At 55.7% G+C, this 20,029-nt stretch carries 15 protein-coding genes; 7 read left to right on the top strand and 8 right to left on the bottom strand.

The features are described from left to right. Positions 1-22: 22 nt before the first annotated feature. Positions 23-385 carry a protein YacL gene (yacL, locus tag LA04_RS10665; protein WP_023310423.1) on the bottom strand — a complete coding sequence of 121 codons (363 nt, stop codon included), beginning with the start codon at positions 383-385 and terminating at the stop codon, positions 23-25. Between the two features lie 190 nt (positions 386-575). Further along, positions 576-3,173, bottom strand: a complete 2,598-nt coding sequence (gene acnB, locus LA04_RS10670; RefSeq protein ID WP_047651508.1) for a bifunctional aconitate hydratase 2/2-methylisocitrate dehydratase — start codon at positions 3,171-3,173, stop codon at positions 576-578. Between the two features lie 399 nt (positions 3,174-3,572). Here acnB and LA04_RS10675 point away from each other — a divergent pair, with 399 nt between their 5' ends. Next, positions 3,573-5,129 carry a DUF3300 domain-containing protein gene (locus tag LA04_RS10675; protein WP_047651509.1) on the top strand — a complete coding sequence of 519 codons (1,557 nt, stop codon included), beginning with the start codon at positions 3,573-3,575 and terminating at the stop codon, positions 5,127-5,129. A gap of 10 nt (positions 5,130-5,139) precedes the next feature. Beyond that, positions 5,140-5,931 (top strand): DUF2950 family protein, encoded by a 792-nt coding sequence (locus LA04_RS10680; protein ID WP_047651672.1) that lies wholly within the window; start codon positions 5,140-5,142, stop codon positions 5,929-5,931. Positions 5,932-5,984: 53 nt separating this feature from the next. Here LA04_RS10680 and lpdA read toward each other — a convergent pair whose 3' ends face one another. From lpdA to pdhR, 4 genes are all read right to left on the bottom strand, one after another. Further along, the gene (gene lpdA / locus LA04_RS10685; protein WP_003856313.1) at positions 5,985-7,409 is read right to left on the bottom strand and encodes a dihydrolipoyl dehydrogenase; all 1,425 of its coding nucleotides are present in this window, start codon (positions 7,407-7,409) and stop codon (positions 5,985-5,987) included. A 175-nt stretch (positions 7,410-7,584) separates the two neighbouring features. Further along, positions 7,585-9,480 carry a pyruvate dehydrogenase complex dihydrolipoyllysine-residue acetyltransferase gene (gene aceF / locus LA04_RS10690; protein ID WP_047651510.1) on the bottom strand — a complete coding sequence of 632 codons (1,896 nt, stop codon included), beginning with the start codon at positions 9,478-9,480 and terminating at the stop codon, positions 7,585-7,587. Positions 9,481-9,494: 14 nt separating this feature from the next. After that, positions 9,495-12,158: a pyruvate dehydrogenase (acetyl-transferring), homodimeric type gene (gene aceE, locus LA04_RS10695; RefSeq protein WP_023310418.1), complete on the bottom strand. Its 2,664-nt coding sequence runs from the start codon at positions 12,156-12,158 to the stop codon at positions 9,495-9,497. Between the two features lie 123 nt (positions 12,159-12,281). Continuing rightward, on the bottom strand, positions 12,282-13,046 hold the full coding sequence (gene pdhR / locus LA04_RS10700) for a pyruvate dehydrogenase complex transcriptional repressor PdhR (protein WP_008501960.1): 765 nt from the start codon (positions 13,044-13,046) through the stop codon (positions 12,282-12,284). 263 nt (positions 13,047-13,309) lie between these two features. Here pdhR and LA04_RS24780 point away from each other — a divergent pair, with 263 nt between their 5' ends. From LA04_RS24780 to LA04_RS10720, 4 genes are all read left to right on the top strand, one after another. Continuing rightward, positions 13,310-13,537, top strand: coding sequence for a hypothetical protein (locus LA04_RS24780; RefSeq protein WP_081957687.1), 228 nt, complete (start codon positions 13,310-13,312; stop codon positions 13,535-13,537). A 46-nt stretch (positions 13,538-13,583) separates the two neighbouring features. Next, positions 13,584-14,954: an aromatic amino acid transporter AroP gene (gene aroP / locus LA04_RS10710; RefSeq protein WP_047651512.1), complete on the top strand. Its 1,371-nt coding sequence runs from the start codon at positions 13,584-13,586 to the stop codon at positions 14,952-14,954. A gap of 164 nt (positions 14,955-15,118) precedes the next feature. Then, entirely contained in the window at positions 15,119-16,516 is a 1,398-nt protein-coding gene (locus LA04_RS10715) for a glycoside-pentoside-hexuronide (GPH):cation symporter (protein ID WP_047651513.1), read from the top strand. A gap of 10 nt (positions 16,517-16,526) precedes the next feature. Continuing rightward, positions 16,527-17,477, top strand: coding sequence for a glycoside hydrolase family 43 protein (locus tag LA04_RS10720; protein WP_047651514.1), 951 nt, complete (start codon positions 16,527-16,529; stop codon positions 17,475-17,477). A gap of 18 nt (positions 17,478-17,495) precedes the next feature. On the opposite strand, the gene ampE is transcribed toward LA04_RS10720, so the two are convergent. Continuing rightward, on the bottom strand, positions 17,496-18,350 hold the full coding sequence (gene ampE, locus LA04_RS10725) for a beta-lactamase regulator AmpE (protein ID WP_047651515.1): 855 nt from the start codon (positions 18,348-18,350) through the stop codon (positions 17,496-17,498). A gap of 9 nt (positions 18,351-18,359) precedes the next feature. Continuing rightward, positions 18,360-18,911, bottom strand: coding sequence for a 1,6-anhydro-N-acetylmuramyl-L-alanine amidase AmpD (gene ampD / locus LA04_RS10730; RefSeq protein ID WP_047651517.1), 552 nt, complete (start codon positions 18,909-18,911; stop codon positions 18,360-18,362). 87 nt (positions 18,912-18,998) lie between these two features. On the opposite strand from ampD, the gene nadC reads away from it, so the two are divergent. After that, positions 18,999-19,892: a carboxylating nicotinate-nucleotide diphosphorylase gene (gene nadC, locus LA04_RS10735; RefSeq protein ID WP_047651518.1), complete on the top strand. Its 894-nt coding sequence runs from the start codon at positions 18,999-19,001 to the stop codon at positions 19,890-19,892. The last annotated feature ends 137 nt before the right edge of the window (positions 19,893-20,029 follow it).

Consider the following 20,029-nt stretch of genomic DNA (forward strand, 5'->3'; position numbering starts at 1 on the left):
GGAGCAGGGATGCTCCGGGCTGTTATTTCTGTTTCATAAAGTCGCGGTAAGCATTTACCACCTGAAGGAAATCCTCTACGCCGCACATCGACAGGCTTTCTTCGTCGTAGTAGCTCATCCCCTCTTCCATCTCGTCACCTGAAAACTCGAGCTGGTTGGCACGCACCATGACCTCTTCACCGTCCATCCACAGCGTATATTCATGCCCGGCGCGCTGCCAGGATCGTTCACTGCCTTTCACCGTATTTGCCGCCTGTTCAACCTCATCAAGAAGTGCGAGATTTTCTTTCACCTCTTCGTTAAACCAGTGTCCAACGGCTTCGTGGCCCATCGACATACGCACTTTCACCACTCCGGTGATGTCGCGCAGAAATTCGTAATCCATAGTGTTTTCCTCTGCAAAGCCATTAAGGTAATTATCGCAGCAGCGAGGAAGAAAAAAAGCGGGAGAGGTAGGAGGAATGAAAATAAAAAGGTGAGAGCAAGACCCTGCGGCCTGATGCCCTCACCCCGTCCCTCTCCCGTGGGAGAGGGTGCAAACACTCAAAACCGTCTCGTAGAGACGATTTTGCTGTTTATACCGCCGTCTGGAAGATAACCCCGTCGGCCTTCTCGGTGTACTGAGAGAGCTGGTCGAAGTTCAGATAGCGATAGGTATCCACCGCGGTCTTATCTACCTGAGCCACAAAGGTCTGGTACTCTTCCGGCGTTGGCAGTTTGCCAATCAACGCCGCAACCGCCGCCAGCTCCGCAGAGGCCAGGAAGACGTTCGCTCCGGTACCTAAACGGTTCGGGAAGTTACGGGTAGAGGTGGAAACCACCGTCGCACCGTCGGCTACGCGCGCCTGGTTGCCCATGCACAGGGAACAGCCAGGGATTTCGATACGCGCACCGCTCTTACCAAACACGCTGTAGTAGCCCTCTTCGGTCAGCTGAGCCGCGTCCATACGGGTTGGCGGCGCCACCCACAGACGGGTTGGCAGCTGGCCTTTGTGGGTATCCAGCAGCTTACCGGCAGCACGGAAGTGACCGATGTTGGTCATACAGGATCCGATAAACACTTCGTCGATCTTCTCGCCCTGAACCTCAGACAGCGGACGCGCGTCGTCCGGATCGTTCGGTGCACACAGGATTGGCTCTTTGATATCCGCCAGATCGATGTCGATCACCGCCGCGTACTCTGCGTCAGCATCGGCTTCCAGCAGTTGCGGATCGGCCAGCCATTTTTCCATGCCCTGGATACGACGCTCCAGCGTACGACGGTCGCCGTAGCCTTCTGCAATCATCCACTTCAGCAGCACGATGTTGGAGGTCAGATACTCGATAATCGGCTCTTTGTTCAGCTTGATGGTACAGCCCGCCGCAGAACGCTCGGCGGAAGCATCGGTCAGCTCGAACGCCTGCTCCACTTTCAGATCCGGCAGCCCTTCAATTTCCAGGATACGGCCAGAGAAGATGTTTTTCTTACCTTTCTTCTCAACGGTCAGCAGGCCCTGTTTAATCGCATACAGCGGGATCGCGTGAACCAGGTCGCGCAGGGTGATACCCGGCTGCATTTTACCTTTGAAGCGCACCAGCACCGATTCCGGCATATCCAGCGGCATCACGCCAGTCGCAGCAGCAAACGCCACCAGACCGGAGCCCGCCGGGAAAGAGATACCGATTGGGAAACGGGTATGGGAGTCACCGCCGGTACCCACGGTATCCGGCAGCAGCATGCGGTTCAGCCAGGAGTGGATGACGCCGTCGCCTGGACGCAGGGAAACGCCGCCGCGGTTCATGATGAAGTCTGGCAGCGTGTGGTGCGTGGTCACGTCAACCGGCTTCGGATAGGCCGCCGTGTGGCAGAAGGACTGCATCACCAGATCAGAAGAGAAGCCCAGGCACGCCAGGTCTTTCAGTTCGTCACGGGTCATTGGGCCAGTGGTGTCCTGAGAGCCCACGGAGGTCATCTTCGGCTCGCAGTACGCGCCAGGACGAATACCGGCGACGCCGCACGCGCGGCCCACCATTTTCTGTGCCAGAGAATAACCGCGGTTGCTTTCAGCAACGTCTTTCGCGTGACGGAATACATCACTGTGCGGCAGACCCAGCGCTTCACGCGCTTTGGTAGTCAGACCACGACCAATGATCAGCGGAATACGGCCACCGGCACGCACTTCGTCGATCAGCACGTCGGTTTTCAGCTCGAAGCTTGCCAGCAGCTCGTTGGTCTCGTGGTTGCGCACTTCGCCTTTGTACGGGTAAACGTCAATCACGTCGCCCATGTTCAGGTTAGAAACGTCCACTTCGATCGGCAGGGCGCCCGCATCTTCCATGGTGTTGAAGAAGATTGGCGCAATTTTGCCGCCGAGGCACAGGCCGCCGCCGCGCTTGTTCGGCACGTGCGGAATGTCGTCGCCCATGAACCACAGCACGGAGTTGGTTGCGGACTTACGGGAAGAACCGGTACCCACAACGTCACCCACGTAGGCCAGCGGGAACCCTTTTTTCTGCAGGGCTTCGATCTGTTTGATCGGGCCAACGCTGCCCGGCTGATCCGGCTCAATGCCTTCACGGGCGTTTTTCAGCATCGCCAGAGCGTGCAGAGGGATATCCGGGCGAGACCACGCGTCCGGTGCCGGAGAGAGGTCATCGGTGTTGGTTTCACCGGTCACTTTAAAGACGGTAACGGTGATTTTTTCAGCCAGCGCAGGACGATTCAGGAACCATTCGGCATCGGCCCAGGACTGCATCACCTGCTTCGCATAGACGTTGCCTGCTTTGGCTTTTTCTTCTACATCGTAGAAGTTATCGAACATCAGCAGCGTGGAAGAGAGCGCTTTAGCGGCAATCGGTGCCAGCTTGTCGTTATCCAGCGCGTCAATCAGCGGATGAATGTTGTAACCACCCTGCATGGTGCCGAGCAGTTCAATGGCTTTTTCAGGAGTAACCAGTGGGGAGGTGGCTTCGCCTTTGGCGATAGCAGCAAGGAATCCGGCTTTTACGTAGGCAGCTTCATCTACGCCAGGCGGTACGCGGTTGATCAGCAGATCTAACAGGAATTCTTCTTCGCCCTTAGGCGGGTTCTTCAGCAGCTCGACGAGCGCGGCCATTTGGGTTGCATCTAAAGGTTTGGGTACAATTCCCTCGGCGGCACGTTCTGCTACGTGCTTACGGTATTCTTCTAGCACGACGGTTCTCCTCGCTCTCATTGTCATATGCGGCGGGCGTTCTCTTCACGCTCCTGTGAGACAGCAGTTTGTAGGGTAAATGCCCGATACCGCGTCGGGCAGCATAGCAGGATTTCTGCACAGTGTTAATCCGTTTACAAAAAAGCAACATTAAAAAATTTGCTGAATCGTTAAGCATGGTGTAGCGGGGATTCAGGGCATCTTTTTGCGGTATCTTCTGCACCGTGACGCTTCAGTTTTTTCTTCATCAGATATAATTGTGTAATAAATACTCACACTCTTTATCCGGACGTCCCGGACGCTTCCCAATAAAAGTCAAAACTGTAAAAGACGGGTGAATAATACTCACGCCAACCGTAACGCCTCACGGCACAGCGCTTGTCTCGTTGGAGTCATTTTATGAAGTTGCCCTTTAAGCCACATCTGCTCGTCCTTCTGTGCAGTGCCGGGCTTTTTGCCGCCTCGGGAGTCATGTTTGTCAAAGGCCGCGCCACGGAGCCCGCCGCGCCGACCCCCGTCGCACAACAACCGGCTGCACCTGCGCCTGCCGCAGCCCAGCCCGCACCTGTTGTCGCGCCAGCCTATACTGCCGCGCAAATCGATCAGTGGGTTGCTCCCATCGCGCTCTATCCGGATGCCCTGCTGTCGCAAATTTTAATGGCGTCGACCTATCCGGCCAACGTGATCCAGGCGGCGCAGTGGTCCAAAGACAACCCTAAAATGGAAGGGGACGCCGCGATTCAGGCCGTTGCCAGCCAGCCCTGGGATCCCAGCGTAAAATCGCTGGTCGCGTTTCCTCAGCTTATGTCCCTGATAGGTGAAAACCCGCCGTGGGTACAAAATCTGGGTGATGCGTTTCTCGCGCAGCCGAAAGACGTGATGGATTCCGTTCAGCGCCTGCGCGCGCTGGCGCAGAAGACCGGCGCTCTACAATCCACCCCTCAGCAGACGGTCACCACCGTGACAAAACCGGCGCCAGCGAAAACCAGCGCCACTGAAGCAACGACAACAACGACGGTCGCGCCCGCCCCAACGGTAATCAAAATTGAATCTGCCGATCCGCAGGTTGTTTACGTCCCCACCTATAACCCCAATACGGTTTACGGGACCTGGCCAAACACCGCCTATCCGCCCACCTATCTCCCGCCTACACCCGGGGAGCAGTTTGGCAGCAGCTTCGTAAACGGTTTAGGCTTCAGCCTGGGCGTCGCCACAACCTATGCCATCTTCAGCAGCATCGACTGGGATGATGACGATGACTGGGATCATCACCATGGGGACTGGGATAATCACGGCGGCTATAACCGCAACGGTGATAACAACATCAATATCAACGTTGAGAACTTCAATAAAATCAGCGGACAGCGCCTGACGGACGCTAACCGTACCTGGCAGCACAACCCGGCCTATCGGGAAGGCGTGCCCTATCCGACTAACCAGCTCAACACTCGCTTCCACTCCACCAACGCGGCGACAGGGCTCAGCTCAACGCAGCAAAAACCGGTTAACCGCGATAGCCAGCGCCAGGCAGCGCTAAGCCAGATGGAGAAGTCCACGGGTAAAACCTTCCCGCAAACGGCGCGCACCGGAACGAAAGACGTGCAGCGTCAGGCCTCAGGCGAACAGCTGAAGCAGATTTCCCAGCGCAATAACTACCGTGGCTACGACACTAAACCGCAGACGGCGAAGCGGAGCACCGCGCAGCAGCGAGAAAACCGCCAGACCACCGCGCAGAGACAAGAGAAGCGGGCTTCACAGCCCGCGCAGCAACGCACTCTGCAGCAGCGAAACAGCCAGCCGCGGGCCAATGCGCTGAGCGGTAACGACAGCCGCTCGGCGAACTGGCAGGCGCAACAGCAGCGCGGTGCGCAAAGCAGACAGCTCGCTGCTCGCCAGCAGCAGCCGCGCCAGGCGTCCGGTGGACGTGCTGAACGCCGTGAAATTCGACATCGCTAAGGGAACCGACATGAAAAGTAAACTACTCAGCGGAATGGTGTTATTCATGCTTTCGGCCCCGGTGATGGCGCAGCAGTCCTTTAGCACGCCCGCTCAGGCAACCGATGCGCTGACCAAAGCCATCAGTGAGCAAAATGAGAGCGCGATGACCAACCTGCTAGGAGAGAACTGGCGCGATTTTCTGCCCCCCGAAGGTGTTGATCCGGATGCTGTCGATCGCTTCCTGCGCGACTGGAACGTCCGCCATACCACGGTTGTCGAAGGAGATACGGCGCATCTGGTTGTCGGAGACAGCGGCTGGCAGCTTCCCATCCCGGTGATCAAAACCTCTGCAGGCTGGCAGTTCGACATCAAAGAAGGCGCTGAAGAGATCCTGACCCGTGAAATCGGGCGTAACGAACTCGCCGCCATTGAAGCCTTACATGCCTATGTTGATGCTCAGCAAAGCTATTTTGCGATGAACCAGAAATACGCGCAGAAGATTGTCAGCTCGAAAGGGAAAAAAGACGGTTTGTACTGGCCCGCCTCGCCCGGCGAAGCGCCCAGCCCGCTAGGCCCGGCATTTAGCCCGAAAGAGCCAGGTACCGGCTATCACGGCTATCGCTTCCGCATCCTGCCGGATAATCACGGTTTCGCGATGGTGGCCTGGCCGGTTAGCTACGGTCAGACGGGCGTAATGAGCTTTGTGATAAACCAGGACGACAAGGTGTACCAGTCCGATCTCGGCAGCGATTCAGAGCAGAAAGCCCGGGCGCTAGCCGCCTATAGCCCTGATAAAACCTGGCAGCCTGTGGCCCCCTGAACACAGCGCATAAAAAAAGCGGCCATTGGCCGCTTTTTTTTATCTGAAGAAACTTATTTCTTCTTCGCTTTCGCGTTTGGCAGGTCGGTGATGCTGCCTTCAAACACTTCTGCCGCCAGGCCCACGGACTCGTGCAGAGTCGGGTGAGCGTGGATGGTCAGCGCGATGTCTTCAGCGTCACAGCCCATTTCGATAGCCAGACCGATTTCACCCAGCAGCTCGCCGCCGTTGGTACCGACAATCGCACCACCGATGACGCGGTGAGTCTCTTTGTCGAAGATCAGTTTGGTCATACCGTCAGCGCAGTCGGAAGCGATAGCACGGCCAGAAGCAGCCCACGGGAAGGTGGCGGTTTCGTAGCTGATGCCTTTCTCTTTCGCTTCTTTCTCGGTCAGACCCACCCATGCCACTTCTGGCTCGGTGTACGCGATAGATGGAATGACTTTCGGATCGAAGTAGTGCTTCATGCCGGCGATAACTTCAGCGGCAACGTGACCTTCGTGAACACCTTTGTGCGCCAGCATTGGCTGACCGACGATATCGCCGATAGCAAAGATGTGCGGCACGTTAGTGCGCAGCTGTTTGTCAACGCGGATAAAGCCACGGTCGTCCACTTCCACGCCAGCTTTGCCCGCGTCGAGGTTTTTACCGTTCGGCACACGACCGATAGCCACCAGCACGGCGTCGTAACGCTGTGGTTCGGATGGGGCTTTTTTGCCTTCCATGGAAACGTAAATACCGTCTTCTTTCGCTTCAACGGCAGTCACTTTGGTTTCCAGCATCAGGTTGAATTTCTTGCTGATGCGTTTGGTGAAGACTTTAACGATGTCTTTGTCGGCAGCCGGGATAACCTGGTCGAACATTTCAACCACGTCGATCTCTGAGCCCAGCGCATGGTACACGGTACCCATTTCCAGACCGATGATACCGCCGCCCATGACCAGCAGACGCTTAGGAACGGTTTTCAGCTCCAGCGCATCGGTGGAATCCCACACGCGTGGATCTTCATGCGGAATGAATGGCAGTTCGATTGGGCGAGAGCCTGCCGCGATGATCGCGTTGTCAAAGTTGATCACGGTTTTGCCGTTTTCGCCTTCCACTTCCAGGGTGTTCGCACCGGTGAATTTACCCAGACCGTTTACCACTTTCACTTTACGGCCTTTGGCCATACCCGCCAGACCGCCGGTCAGCTGAGTGATAACTTTCTCTTTCCAGGTACGAATTTTGTCGATATCGGTTTTCGGCTCGCCGAAGACGATACCGTGTTCAGCCAGCGCTTTGGCTTCTTCGATAACTTTCGCTACGTGCAGCAGCGCTTTAGAAGGGATACAGCCGACGTTCAGACAAACACCGCCGAGGGTGCTGTAACGTTCTACGATGACGGTTTCCAGACCTAAATCCGCTGCACGGAATGCTGCGGAGTAACCTGCCGGGCCTGCCCCAAGTACTACGACCTGAGTTTTGATTTCTGTGCTCATCATGACCTCTTAATTTATACCCGTCGTCCACCGGGTCGTTCTATCCGCCCGCAGTTTACAAAATTGTTAACAATTTTGAAACAACAAACGGCTCACGAATTGTCGCTTTCGCCAATAACCTCACAAACACCATGAGATTATCAGAAAAAAGCCGGCCGACTGGCCGGCTTTTCGATTACATCACCAGGCGGCGAATGTCGCTCAGCATGTTGTTGATGATGGTGATGAAGCGCGCACCATCAGCACCGTCGATCACGCGGTGGTCGAAGGACAGAGAGATTGGCATCATCAGACGCGGCACGAACTCTTTGCCGTTCCATACCGGCTCCATCGCGGACTTGGACACACCGAGGATAGCCACTTCCGGCGCGTTCACAATCGGCGCGAAGTGTGTGGTACCCAGGCCGCCGATGCTGGAGATAGTGAAGCAGCCGCCCTGCATTTCGCCAGCAGTCAGCTTACCATCACGCGCTTTCTTGGAGATCACGGTCAGTTCACGGGACAGCTCAGTGATGCTCTTCTTGTTCACGTCTTTGAAGACCGGAACAACCAGACCATTTGGCGTATCAACCGCAACACCGATGTTGATGTATTTCTTCAGCGTCAGCTTCTGGCCGTCTTCGGACAGGGAGCTGTTGAAGCGCGGCATCTGCTCAAGGGCAGCGGCAACGGCTTTCATGATGAAGACCACTGGGGTGAATTTCACGTCCAGTTTGCGCTTCTCAGCTTCAGCGTTCTGCTGTTTACGGAACGCTTCCAGATCGGTGATATCGGTTTTGTCGAAGTGCGTAACGTGCGGGATCATCACCCAGTTACGGCTCAGGTTAGCACCAGAAATTTTCTGGATGCGGCCCAGCTCCACTTCTTCGATTTCGCCGAACTTGCTGAAGTCCACTTTCGGCCATGGCAGCATGCCCGGGATACCGCCACCGGCGGCTGCAGCAGGTGCAGCTTCGGCGCGTTTCACCGCGTCTTTCACGTAGGTCTGAACGTCTTCGCGCAGGATACGACCCTTACGGCCGGTCCCTTTGACTTTCGCCAGGTTCACACCGAATTCGCGCGCCAGGCGACGAATCAGCGGGGTAGCGTGGACGTAAGCGTCGTTTTCAGCGAACTCAGATTTTTCTGCTTTAGCAGCAGGGGCAGCGGCTGGTTTAGCAGCCTGAGCCGGTGCAGTTGCCGGTGCTGGAGCAGCCGCGGCAGCCGGAGCTGCGGCAGGCGCAGCGCCTTCCACTTCGAAGACCATGATCAGAGAGCCGGTAGACACTTTGTCGCCGGTGCTGATCTTGATCTCTTTAACGGTACCCGCGAACGGCGCTGGCACTTCCATAGAAGCCTTGTCGCCTTCTACGGTGATCAGTGACTGTTCAGCGGCAACTTTGTCGCCCACTTTCACCATCACTTCGGTCACTTCAACTTCGTCACCGCCGATGTCCGGTACGTTCACGTCTTTCGCGCCGCCAGCAGCTGCTGGTGCAGCAGCCGGAGCCGGAGCAGCGGCCTGCGCAGGCGCGGCAGCAGGTGCAGCACCCGCCACTTCAAAGACCATGATCAGGGAGCCGGTAGACACTTTGTCGCCGGTGTTGATCTTGATCTCTTTAACGGTACCCGCGAACGGAGCCGGCACTTCCATAGAGGCTTTATCGCCTTCTACGGTGATCAGTGACTGCTCAGCCGCAACGGTGTCGCCCACTTTCACCAAGATTTCAGTGACTTCAACTTCGTCACCGCCGATGTCAGGCACGTTCACTTCTTTCGCGCTCGCGGCAGCTGCTGGAGCAGCGGCGGCCGGAGCGGCTTTCTTCTCTTCCTGCGCAGGTGCAGCAGCTGCTGCACCGTCGGCGGAATCGAAAATCATGATCAGTTTGCCGGTCTCGGTTTTATCGCCAACAGAGACTTTGATCTCTTTAACGATGCCAGCCTGAGGAGACGGGACTTCCATAGAGGCTTTGTCGCCTTCTACGGTGATCAGCGACTGTTCAGCTTCAACTTTGTCGCCAACTTTGACCAGGATCTCGGTGATTTCAACTTCATCAGCCCCGATGTCCGGTACATTGATTTCGATAGCCATTATTCTTTTACCTCTTACGCCAGACGCGGGTTAACTTTTTCTGCATCGATGTTGAATTTGGTGATTGCGTCCGCAACCACTTTCTTATCGATTTCGCCACGTTTAGCCAGTTCGCCCAGTGCTGCTACAACCACGTAAGAAGCATCAACTTCGAAGTGGTGACGCAGGTTTTCGCGGCTGTCAGAACGACCAAAGCCGTCAGTACCCAGAACGCGATAATCATCAGCTGGAACGTAAGTACGAACCTGCTCAGCGAACAGTTTCATATAGTCAGTAGACGCCACCGCTGGCGCGTCGTTCATCACCTGAGCGATGTACGGAACGCGTGGAGTTTCCAGTGGGTGCAGCATGTTCCAGCGCTCACAATCCTGGCCATCACGCGCCAGTTCGGTGAAGGAAGTCACAGAGTACACGTCGGAACCTACGCCGTAGTCTTTCGCCAGGATCTGCGCTGCTTCACGTACGTGACGCAGGATAGAGCCGGAGCCCAGCAGCTGAACTTTACCTTTGCTACCTTCGATGGTTTCGAGTTTGTAGATACCTTTACGGATACCTTCCTCGGCACCTGCTGGCATTGCCGGCATGTGGTAGTTTTCGTTCAGGGTGGTGATGTAGTAGTAAATGTTCTCTTGCGCTTCACCGTACATACGCTGCAGACCGTCATGCATGATGACTGCCACTTCGTACGCGTAAGACGGGTCGTAAGAGATACAGTTAGGGATAGTCAGAGACTGAATGTGGCTGTGGCCATCTTCGTGCTGCAGACCTTCACCGTTCAGAGTCGTACGACCGGACGTACCGCCTACCAGGAAGCCGCGAGCCTGCTGGTCGCCAGCCTGCCAGCACAGGTCACCGATACGCTGGAACCCGAACATGGAGTAGTAGATGTAGAACGGGATCATCGGCAGGTTGTTGGTGCTGTAAGAGGTCGCAGCAGCCAGCCAGGATGCGCCTGCGCCCAGCTCGTTGATACCTTCCTGCAGGATCTGACCTTTCTCGTCTTCTTTGTAGTATGCAACCTGCTCACGGTCCTGCGGGGTGTACTGCTGGCCGTTCGGGCTGTAGATACCGATCTGACGGAACAGACCTTCCATACCGAAAGTACGCGCTTCGTCGGCGATGATTGGAACCAGACGATCTTTGATCGACTTGTTCTTCAGCATCACGTTCAGGGCACGAACGAAAGCGATAGTGGTAGAGATCTCTTTGTTCTGCTCTTCCAGCAGCTGAGAGAAGTCTTCCAGCGCCGGCAGTTCCAGCTTCTCGGTGAAGTTAGGCTGACGAGCTGGCAGGTAGCCTTTCAGCGCCTGACGACGTTCGTGCAGGTACTTGTGCTCTTCAGAACCTTCCGGGAAGGTGATGTAAGACAGGTTTTCTACCTGCTCATCGGTCACTGGAACGTTGAAACGGTCGCGGATATAACGCACGCCGTCCATGTTCATTTTCTTAACCTGGTGAGCGATGTTTTTACCTTCTGCGGTATCACCCATGCCGTAACCTTTGATGGTATGGGCCAGGATTACAGTCGCTTTACCTTTGGTTTCGCGCGCTTTTTTCAGTGCAGCGTAGACTTTCTTCGGATCGTGACCACCGCGGTTCAGAGCCCAGATCTGCTCATCAGTCCAGTCTGCAACCAGTGCTGCGGTTTCAGGATATTTGCCGAAGAAGTGCTCACGAACGTAGGCACCGTCTTTGGATTTGAAGGTCTGGTAGTCGCCGTCAACGGTTTCGTTCATCAGCTGGATTAGTTTACCGCTGGTGTCTTTACGCAGCAGCTCATCCCAACGACCGCCCCACATGACCTTGATCACGTTCCAGCCAGCACCTGCGAAGATGCCTTCCAGTTCGTTGATGATCTTGCCGTTACCGGTTACCGGACCATCCAGACGCTGCAGGTTACAGTTGATGATGAAGCACAGGTTGTCCAGCTTCTCACGGGTTGCGATGGTGATCGCGCCTTTGGATTCTGGCTCATCCATTTCACCGTCGCCCAGGAAGGCGTAAACGGTCTGCTCAGAGGTGTCTTTCAGACCACGGTGTTCCAGGTATTTCAGGAATTTAGCCTGATAGATCGCACCGATTGGGCCCAGACCCATAGATACGGTCGGGAACTGCCAGAATTCAGGCATCAGTTTAGGGTGCGGGTAAGAAGACAGACCTTTACCGTGAACTTCCTGACGGAAGTTGTTCATCTGCTCTTCAGTCAGACGACCTTCCAGGAATGCACGTGCATAGATGCCCGGAGAGATGTGGCCCTGGAAGTACACCAGATCGCCGCCGTCTTTCTCGTTCGCTGCACGGAAGAAGTGGTTGAAGCACACTTCGTAAACGGTTGCAGAAGACTGGAAGGAGGCCATGTGGCCACCCAGTTCCAGGTCTTTCTTGGATGCGCGCAGAACGGTCATGATGGCGTTCCAGCGGATTGCAGAACGGATACGACGTTCCAGATCCAGATTGCCCGGGTATTCCGGTTCGTCTTCGACGGCAATCGTGTTTACGTAGTTGCTAGCCCCTGCACCTGAAGCAACCTTCACACCGCCTTTGCGGGCTTCAGAAAGCAGCTGATCAATCAGATACTGAGCGCGCTCAACACCTTCTTCACGGATGACCGATTCGATCGCCTGTAGCCAGTCGCGAGTTTCGATCGGATCCACGTCATTTTGGAGACGTTCTGACATGGGGGTATTCCTTATCTATCTAATACGTTGATTTGTCTGGAACCTGTCCCATTGTGCTCTTGGGCAAGAACACAATAAGACAGGTTCTGCGTTTAGTTGCCGCGCTCTAAAAGTACCTGGCGCTTAATCCTTTCGTTGCTGTATGCGGCGTAATGAACGTTCGCGACGCGATTGTTCACGGCTGCGGTCCAGCAAGATTTCCTCAATGAAAGCCAGATGGCGGTGCGACGCTTCGCGCGCCTGCTCCGGTTCCCCGGCCATTATCGCCTCGAATACTCGGGTGCGATGGTTGCTTACCAGTGGGAGCATGTCCCGACGGGCATACAACAATTCAAAATTTTGACGAACGTTCTGGGCCAGCATCGGCTCCATGCAGCGTAGCAGATGGAGGAGCACCACGTTGTGGGCCGCTTCGGTGACGGCGATTTGATACTGGACGACGGCGCTGGACTCGGCGTCTAAATCGCCGGACTGCTGTGCCCGTTCAATGGCCTGATGCAGTTCGCGGATACGCACGCGATCTTCATCAGTGCTGCGAAGGGCGGCGTAATAGGCCGCAATACCTTCAAGCGCGTGACGGGTCTCAAGCAGGTCAAACTGGGATTCTGGGTGGTCAGAGAGAAGTTCTACCAGCGGATCGCTGAAGCTCTGCCACAGGCTGTTTTGCACAAAGGTTCCGCCGCCCTGGCGACGAAGCAGCAAGCCCTTTGCTTCGAGACGTTGAATCGCCTCACGCAGAGAGGGACGTGAAACGTCGAACTGTTTTGCCAGCTCGCGTTCTGGCGGAAGTTTCTCACCCGGGCGCAGAGTCCCTTCGAGGATTAAAAACTCCAGCTGCTGCTCAATCACATCAGATAGTTTTGGTTGGCGAATTTTGCTGTAGGCCATATTCCCTGTCTTACGCCTTTTTGCCCGGAGTCAATTGGTCTTACCAATTTCTATTTCGTATCGCTAAAGTAACAAAGTATTCACCTTCTGTCCATATTGGTTTTGATTGAAATCAGTAAACCCTGCACATTTTAACAACCTTACAGAAATAACGTTTCAGAAATGTAACTTTGCACAAATGAGTTGATTACTCCCAAAGAGGGAGTTTTAACCATAATGAAACGAGGGTTTTTGCAATCTGAAGCGATTCAACAAGGCAAATAATGAAAATTCGCCCACTTACGGAGCATTTCTATTCTATAGGTTGGGTGAGGAAGAATGAGCGGGCTAATTTACAAATGCTTTCTTTTTATTCAACTCGTCATCACCCCTTCATAAAGCAGGTGCATTCGCAGGCGCTTACCACTATTCTTGCGCTTACGGAAGTCATGTCCGCTTTTTTCGGTCTCGTTAACCGTAAAGAAATAAATACAGAATATGGATTTTCATAATTACACACGCACAGCGTGAACATAACAACCACACACGAGGTTTCAAATGGAAGCTCAACAGCACGGCGATCAGCTAAAGCGCGGGCTTAAAAACCGCCACATACAGCTCATCGCACTGGGCGGTGCGATTGGTACCGGCCTGTTTCTGGGCAGCGCATCCGTTATCCAGTCAGCCGGTCCCGGCATTATTTTGGGTTACGCGATTGCCGGCTTTATTGCCTTTCTGATTATGCGCCAGCTGGGTGAAATGGTCGTTGAAGAGCCGGTCGCAGGCTCCTTCAGCCACTTTGCCTATAAATACTGGGGCAGCTTTGCCGGTTTCGCCTCGGGCTGGAACTACTGGGTGCTGTACGTTCTGGTTGCCATGGCCGAGCTTACCGCCGTCGGGAAATACATTCAGTTCTGGTATCCCGAGATCCCAACCTGGGCCTCCGCAGCGGCTTTCTTCGTCATTATTAACGCCATTAACCTGACCAACGTAAAAGTGTTCGGTGAGATGGAGTTCTGGTTCGCTATCATCAAGGTCATTGCCGTGGTGGCGATGATTATCTTCGGCGGCTGGCTGCTGTTCAGCGGCAACGGCGGCCCGCAGGCCACCGTGCGCAACCTCTGGGAACAGGGTGGCTTCCTGCCTCACGGTATGACCGGTCTGGTGATGATGATGGCCATTATCATGTTCTCCTTCGGCGGTCTGGAACTGGTGGGCATCACCGCCGCTGAAGCCGACAATCCGGAGCAAAGCATTCCAAAAGCCACTAACCAGGTTATCTATCGCATTCTGATCTTCTATGTGGGCTCGCTGGCCGTGCTGCTCTCCCTGCTGCCGTGGACGCGCGTGACCGCTGACACCAGCCCGTTTGTGCTGATCTTCCACGAGCTGGGCGACACCTTTGTCGCGAACGCCCTGAACATCGTGGTGCTGACCGCCGCGCTCTCTGTTTACAACAGCTGCGTATACTGCAACAGCCGTATGCTGTTCGGCCTGGCCCAGCAGGGGAACGCGCCAAAAGCGCTGCTCAACGTCGATAAACGCGGCGTGCCGGTAAACACGATTCTGGTTTCGGCGGTCGTGACCGCGCTGTGCGTACTCATTAACTACATGGCACCGGAATCGGCATTTGGCCTGCTGATGGCACTGGTGGTCTCTGCCCTGGTCATCAACTGGGCGATGATCAGCCTGGCGCACATGAAGTTCCGCCGCGCCAAGCAGCAGCAGGGCGTCACCACCCGCTTCCCTGCCCTGCTCTATCCGCTGGGCAACTGGGTGTGCCTGGTGTTCATGGCGGCCGTACTGGTGATCATGCTGATCACGCCGGGTATGGCGATTTCCGTCTACCTGATCCCGGTCTGGATTGCGATTCTTGGCGTGGGCTATCTCTTCAGTCAGAAAAGCCGTAATGCCATGAAGGCACACTAAGCCTCTCTCCGCGGCACCTGCTTTTGCGGGTGCCGCGCGTTGTTACCTCCCTCACACTTTCACGCCCACAGCGCATTTATCCATATCACCGCCCTGATACTGCAACGCATATATTCCTTTGCCAGCGAATAATTCTCTCCATACCGTAAACCGGAGAGCTGTCGATGGATAACAACACACTGTCAGTAAAAGAAAAGATCGGCTATGGGATGGGCGACGCGGGATGCAACATCATCTTCGGTGCCATCATGCTGTTTGTTAACTATTTTTATACGGATATTTTTGGCCTCGCCCCTGCGCTGGTCGGCGTGCTGCTGCTTTCCGTACGCGTGATTGACGCCGTAACGGACCCGATCATGGGCGCGATTGCTGACCGTACCCGCAGTAAATATGGCCGGTTTCGTCCATGGCTGCTGTGGATCGCCTTCCCCTACGCGCTGTTTAGCATCCTGATGTTCACCACGCCGGAGTGGAGCTATAACAGCAAAGTTATCTATGCGTTTGTCACCTACTTCCTGCTCTCTTTGACCTATACGGCCATCAACATTCCCTACTGCTCGCTGGGCGGGGTGATCACCAACGATCCAAAAGAACGCGTGGCCTGCCAGTCGTATCGCTTCGTGCTGGTCGGTATCGCCACGCTGCTGCTCTCATTAACGCTGCTGCCGATGGCCGACTGGTTTGGCGGAGATAACAAAGCCAAAGGCTACCAGATGGCGATGACCGTTCTGGCGCTGATTGGCACCTGCATGTTCCTGTTCTGCTTCGCCACCGTGCGCGAGCGCGTGCGTCCGGCGGTACAGACCAACGACGAGCTGAAAAACGATCTGAAAGACGTGTGGAAGAACGACCAGTGGGTACGCATTCTGCTCCTGACCCTGTGCAACGTCTGCCCGGGCTTTATCCGCATGGCGGCCACCATGTATTACGTCACCTGGGTTATGGGCCAGAGCACCCATTTCGCCACGCTGTTTATCAGCCTGGGCGTGGTCGGCATGATGCTCGGCAGCGTGCTGGCAAAAGTCCTGACCGACCGCTGGTGCAAGCTCAAGGTCTTCTTCTGGACCAATATCGTTCTGGCGATTTTCTCAACCGCCTTTTATTTCTTCGACCCGAAAGCCACCGTCACCATCGTGGTGCTCTACGTCCTGCTGAACATCCTGCACCAGATCCCGTCTCCTCTGCACTGGTCGCTGATGGCCGACGTGGACGACTACGGCGAGTGGAAGACCGGAAAACGCATCACGGGGATCAGCTTCTCCGGCAATATCTTCTTCCTGAAGCTGGGGCTGGCGATTGCCGGGGCGATGGTCGGCTTCCTGCTCTCCTGGTACGGTTATGACGCGGGCGCAAAAGCGCAGAGCGCGGACGCCATCAATGGGATCGTGCTGCTCTTTACCGTCATTCCCGGCATTGGATACTTGATTACTGCGGGCGTGGTGCGCCTGCTGAAAGTGGATCGCGAAACCATGAAGCAGATCCAGTCCGATCTGGAAAAGCGTCGCAATAACTACCGCGAGCTGAACGATTATCAGGAACTCAAAGTCGCTGAGACAAAATAAGGAAAGCCGAATGCAAACCTGGCCAAACCCGTTTATTGAACAACGCGCCGATCCGTACATTTTACGCCACGAGGGGCAGTATTATTTTATCGCCTCCGTGCCGGAGTACGACAGGCTGGCGATCCGCCGCGCAGCGTCGCTGGAAGACTTACGTCATGCCGAAGAAGTGGTGGTCTGGCGCAAACCCGAGACCGGGCCGATGAGCCAGCTTATCTGGGCGCCGGAACTGCACCACATTGACGGGAAGTGGTACATCTATTTTGCCGCGACGCACACCCAGGCGCTCGACGAGCTTGGAATGTTCCAGCACCGCATGTTTGCCATTGAATGTGCCGACGGCGATCCGCTTACCGGCACGTGGGTGGAGAAAGGGCAAATCAAAACGCCTTTCGATACCTTCGCTCTGGACGCTACCACCTTTGTTCATCAGGGGAAACGCTGGTATCTGTGGGCGCAAAAAGCGCCGGACATCACCGGAAACTCCAATCTTTATCTGTGTGAAATGGAGAACCCGTGGACGCTGAAAGGCGAGCCGGTGATGCTCAGCAAGCCGGAGTATGACTGGGAGCGTCGCGGGTTTTGGGTCAACGAAGGCCCGGCGGTGTTGGTTCACGGCGATAAGCTTTTTATCAGCTATTCCGCCAGCGCTACCGACGAGAATTACTGCATGGGTCTACTGTGGATAGACCTGAATGCCGATCCGCAAAACCCGGCAAACTGGCACAAATCCCCTCGTCCGGTGTTCGTTACCAGCTACGAAAATCGCCAGTACGGCCCGGGCCACAACAGCTTTACGCAAACGCCGGAAGGGGAAGATGTGCTGGTGTATCACGCGCGGAATTACACCGAAATTGAGGGCGACCCGCTGTACGATCCGAACCGCCATACCCGATTGAAGCTTGTCCGCTGGAATGAAAGCGGGATGCCTGATTTCGGCATCCCGCCCGCGGATACGCTTTAGCCTTTGCGGCGCGCTGGCCTACACCAGCGTGCCGTAGATAGTCAGCAGCGCCACGATCACCACCACCACAAACGACGTTTTCTTCGCCATGGAGACAGCGGCTTTCGGCGTTTCAATCTTGTCTGTATGCGGCTCGCGCGCCAGCGAGAACTGCGCCAGACGCGTTAACACCTGGTACTGAGACGTATGGCGGTCGGCAAGCGAGGCAAACCACGCGGGCAGCGCTTTTTCACCGTGTCCAATTAACGCGTACACTACGCCCACCAGACGCACGGGGAGCCAGTCGAGCACGTGCAGGATGGCATCGATGCCGGACAGCAAACGTTCGTGCGGCGTCAGATAGCGGGCAAGCCAGGTCTGCCAGGCGCGCAGAAACGCATACCCCATCAGCAGTACCGGCCCCCACGGACCGCCCACCACGAACCAGAACAGCGGAGCAAGGTAGTAGCGGAAGTTAATCCACAGCAGCGCGTTTTGCAGCTCGCGCAGAAACTCGCGCTCGTCGCAGTCCGGCGGCACGCCGTGGATCATCGTCAGTTCGCTCGCCATGGCACCGCGCGCATGGGCATCGTCACGGGAGGCGGCTTTCAGGTAGGCGTGATAGTGCAAACGCACCTTGCCTGCGCCTATGCACAGCACGCCGAGCAGGATCCACACCACCAGCAGCGGCACGTTGAAAAAGAGTCCGTACAGCGAGCGCAGGAGCAGGAACGTAATGACCATCACCCCTGCCATCATCAGCAGCGTGCGCAGCATGGAAAAATGTTTGATACGGCGGAATAACACCTCCAGCCGGTGATCCAGATGCCAGTGCTCGCCGAGCTTGAACAGGCGTTCAGCGATGATAACCAGCAGCATGGTAAACAACGTCATGATATCTCCTTATTCTGACGACGCGGTGAGCGTGGCGCGAAACCGGGGCCAGTCAAAGGCCGGGCCGGGATCGGTTTTTCTCTCCGGGGCTATATCACTGTGTCCCGTGATATTGTCGGCGATAGCCGGGTAGAGTCCGATAAGCGTGCGGGTCACAGCCGCCAGCTGTTGATACTGTGAATCGGTGTAGGGCGTCGTATCCGTTCCTTCCAGCTCAATCCCGATAGAAAAATCGTTGCACCGTTCGCGCCCGTGATACATCGACACCCCGGCGTGCCAGGCGCGCTTATCGAAGGGAACATACTGAACCACTTCACCATTGCGACGAATCAGGCAGTGAGCCGATACGCGCAGATGTGCAATTTCAGCAAAGAAGGGATGAGCATCGGGATCAATCGTTCCCGTGAATAGCGCATCGATCCACGGGCCGCCAAATTCACCCGGCGGGAGACTAATATTATGAACCACCAGCAGTGTGGGCTTTTCATCCTCCGGGCGGCAATCGTGGTGCGGCGAGGGCACACGCCGCGCATCCACCAGCCATCCGTTTTCTAACAACATGCTGGAACTCCTTCTGTATGGTGCAATGACTCGGTTCAGAGTAGCATGTTTCAATATTATGATTCGTTACCAATTTGGAGTTTTATCATGCCGCCTCGCCGCTACAACCCCGACCACCGACGTGAAGCGCTTCTGGAACGTATTAATATGGATATTCCGGCAAGCGTCTCCCATGCTTTGAAAGAAGATCTGGGCGGTGACGTTAACGCTGATAAGGATATTACCGCACAATTATTGCCAAAAGAGACACGCTCACACGCGGTCATTATTACCCGTGAAAACGGCGTCTTTTGCGGCAAGCGTTGGGTCGAAGAGGTATTTACCCAGTTGGCGGGCGATGATGTGCAGATTATCTGGCACGTTGAAGACGGCGATGCAATTACGGCAAACCAGCCGCTGTTCGAACTGGACGGTCCTTCCCGCGTCTTGCTGACCGGCGAACGTACCGCGCTCAATTTTGTACAAACGCTCTCCGGCGTCGCCAGCGAAGTGCGTCGCTACGTTGACCTGCTGGCCGGTACCCGCACCCAGCTGCTGGATACCCGCAAAACGCTGCCGGGCCTGCGCACCGCGCTGAAGTATGCGGTGCTGTGCGGCGGTGGCGCAAACCATCGTCTGGGCTTATCCGACGCCTTCCTGATTAAAGAGAACCACATTATTGCCTCTGGCTCCGTGCGTCAGGCGGTGGAGAAAGCCTTCTGGCTGCACCCGGATGTGCCTGTCGAAGTAGAGGTCGAAAGCCTGGAAGAGCTGGAGCAGGCGATTAAGGCCGGGGCCGATATCATCATGCTTGATAACTTCGAAACAGAGCAGATGCGCGAGGCGGTAAAACTGACTAACGGCCGGGCCCAGCTTGAAGTGTCCGGGAACGTCACTTTCGAAACGATCCGTGAATTCGCCGAAACCGGCGTGGATTACATCTCCGTCGGCGCGCTGACCAAACACGTTCGCGCCCTCGACCTCTCAATGCGCTTCAAATAACGCATTCTCCCCTCTCAACCCGGAGAGGGGAATTTCAGCCCCGCTCGCAGATCCGCTGTTCTTCCCTGCAACTCTGCATAAATTCTCTGAAGCCCTCTTCCCGTTCCCTTTTTTACCTCTCGTTTCTGCTCTTTCCC

Origin of the sequence: Enterobacter sp. UCD-UG_FMILLET, assembly GCF_000762975.1 — a bacterium.
GTDB classification, from domain to species: domain Bacteria; phylum Pseudomonadota; class Gammaproteobacteria; order Enterobacterales; family Enterobacteriaceae; genus Enterobacter; species Enterobacter dykesii.

Bases quoted from the DNA above. Each gene is read 5' to 3' on its own strand.
- nadC (WP_047651518.1), top strand. From the start codon at position 18,999: ATGCCGCCTCGCCGCTACAACCCCGACCACCGACGTGAAGCGCTTCTG.
- ampD (WP_047651517.1), bottom strand. From the start codon at position 18,911: ATGTTGTTAGAAAACGGATGGCTGGTGGATGCGCGGCGTGTGCCCTCG.
- pdhR (WP_008501960.1), bottom strand. From the start codon at position 13,046: ATGGCCTACAGCAAAATTCGCCAACCAAAACTATCTGATGTGATTGAG.
- LA04_RS10675 (WP_047651509.1), top strand. From the start codon at position 3,573: ATGAAGTTGCCCTTTAAGCCACATCTGCTCGTCCTTCTGTGCAGTGCC.
- lpdA (WP_003856313.1), bottom strand. From the start codon at position 7,409: ATGAGCACAGAAATCAAAACTCAGGTCGTAGTACTTGGGGCAGGCCCG.
- aroP (WP_047651512.1), top strand. From the start codon at position 13,584: ATGGAAGCTCAACAGCACGGCGATCAGCTAAAGCGCGGGCTTAAAAAC.
- LA04_RS10720 (WP_047651514.1), top strand. From the start codon at position 16,527: ATGCAAACCTGGCCAAACCCGTTTATTGAACAACGCGCCGATCCGTAC.
- LA04_RS24780 (WP_081957687.1), top strand. From the start codon at position 13,310: ATGAAAATTCGCCCACTTACGGAGCATTTCTATTCTATAGGTTGGGTG.
- aceE (WP_023310418.1), bottom strand. From the start codon at position 12,158: ATGTCAGAACGTCTCCAAAATGACGTGGATCCGATCGAAACTCGCGAC.
- aceF (WP_047651510.1), bottom strand. From the start codon at position 9,480: ATGGCTATCGAAATCAATGTACCGGACATCGGGGCTGATGAAGTTGAA.
- ampE (WP_047651515.1), bottom strand. From the start codon at position 18,350: ATGACGTTGTTTACCATGCTGCTGGTTATCATCGCTGAACGCCTGTTC.
- LA04_RS10715 (WP_047651513.1), top strand. From the start codon at position 15,119: ATGGATAACAACACACTGTCAGTAAAAGAAAAGATCGGCTATGGGATG.
- LA04_RS10680 (WP_047651672.1), top strand. From the start codon at position 5,140: ATGAAAAGTAAACTACTCAGCGGAATGGTGTTATTCATGCTTTCGGCC.
- yacL (WP_023310423.1), bottom strand. From the start codon at position 385: ATGGATTACGAATTTCTGCGCGACATCACCGGAGTGGTGAAAGTGCGT.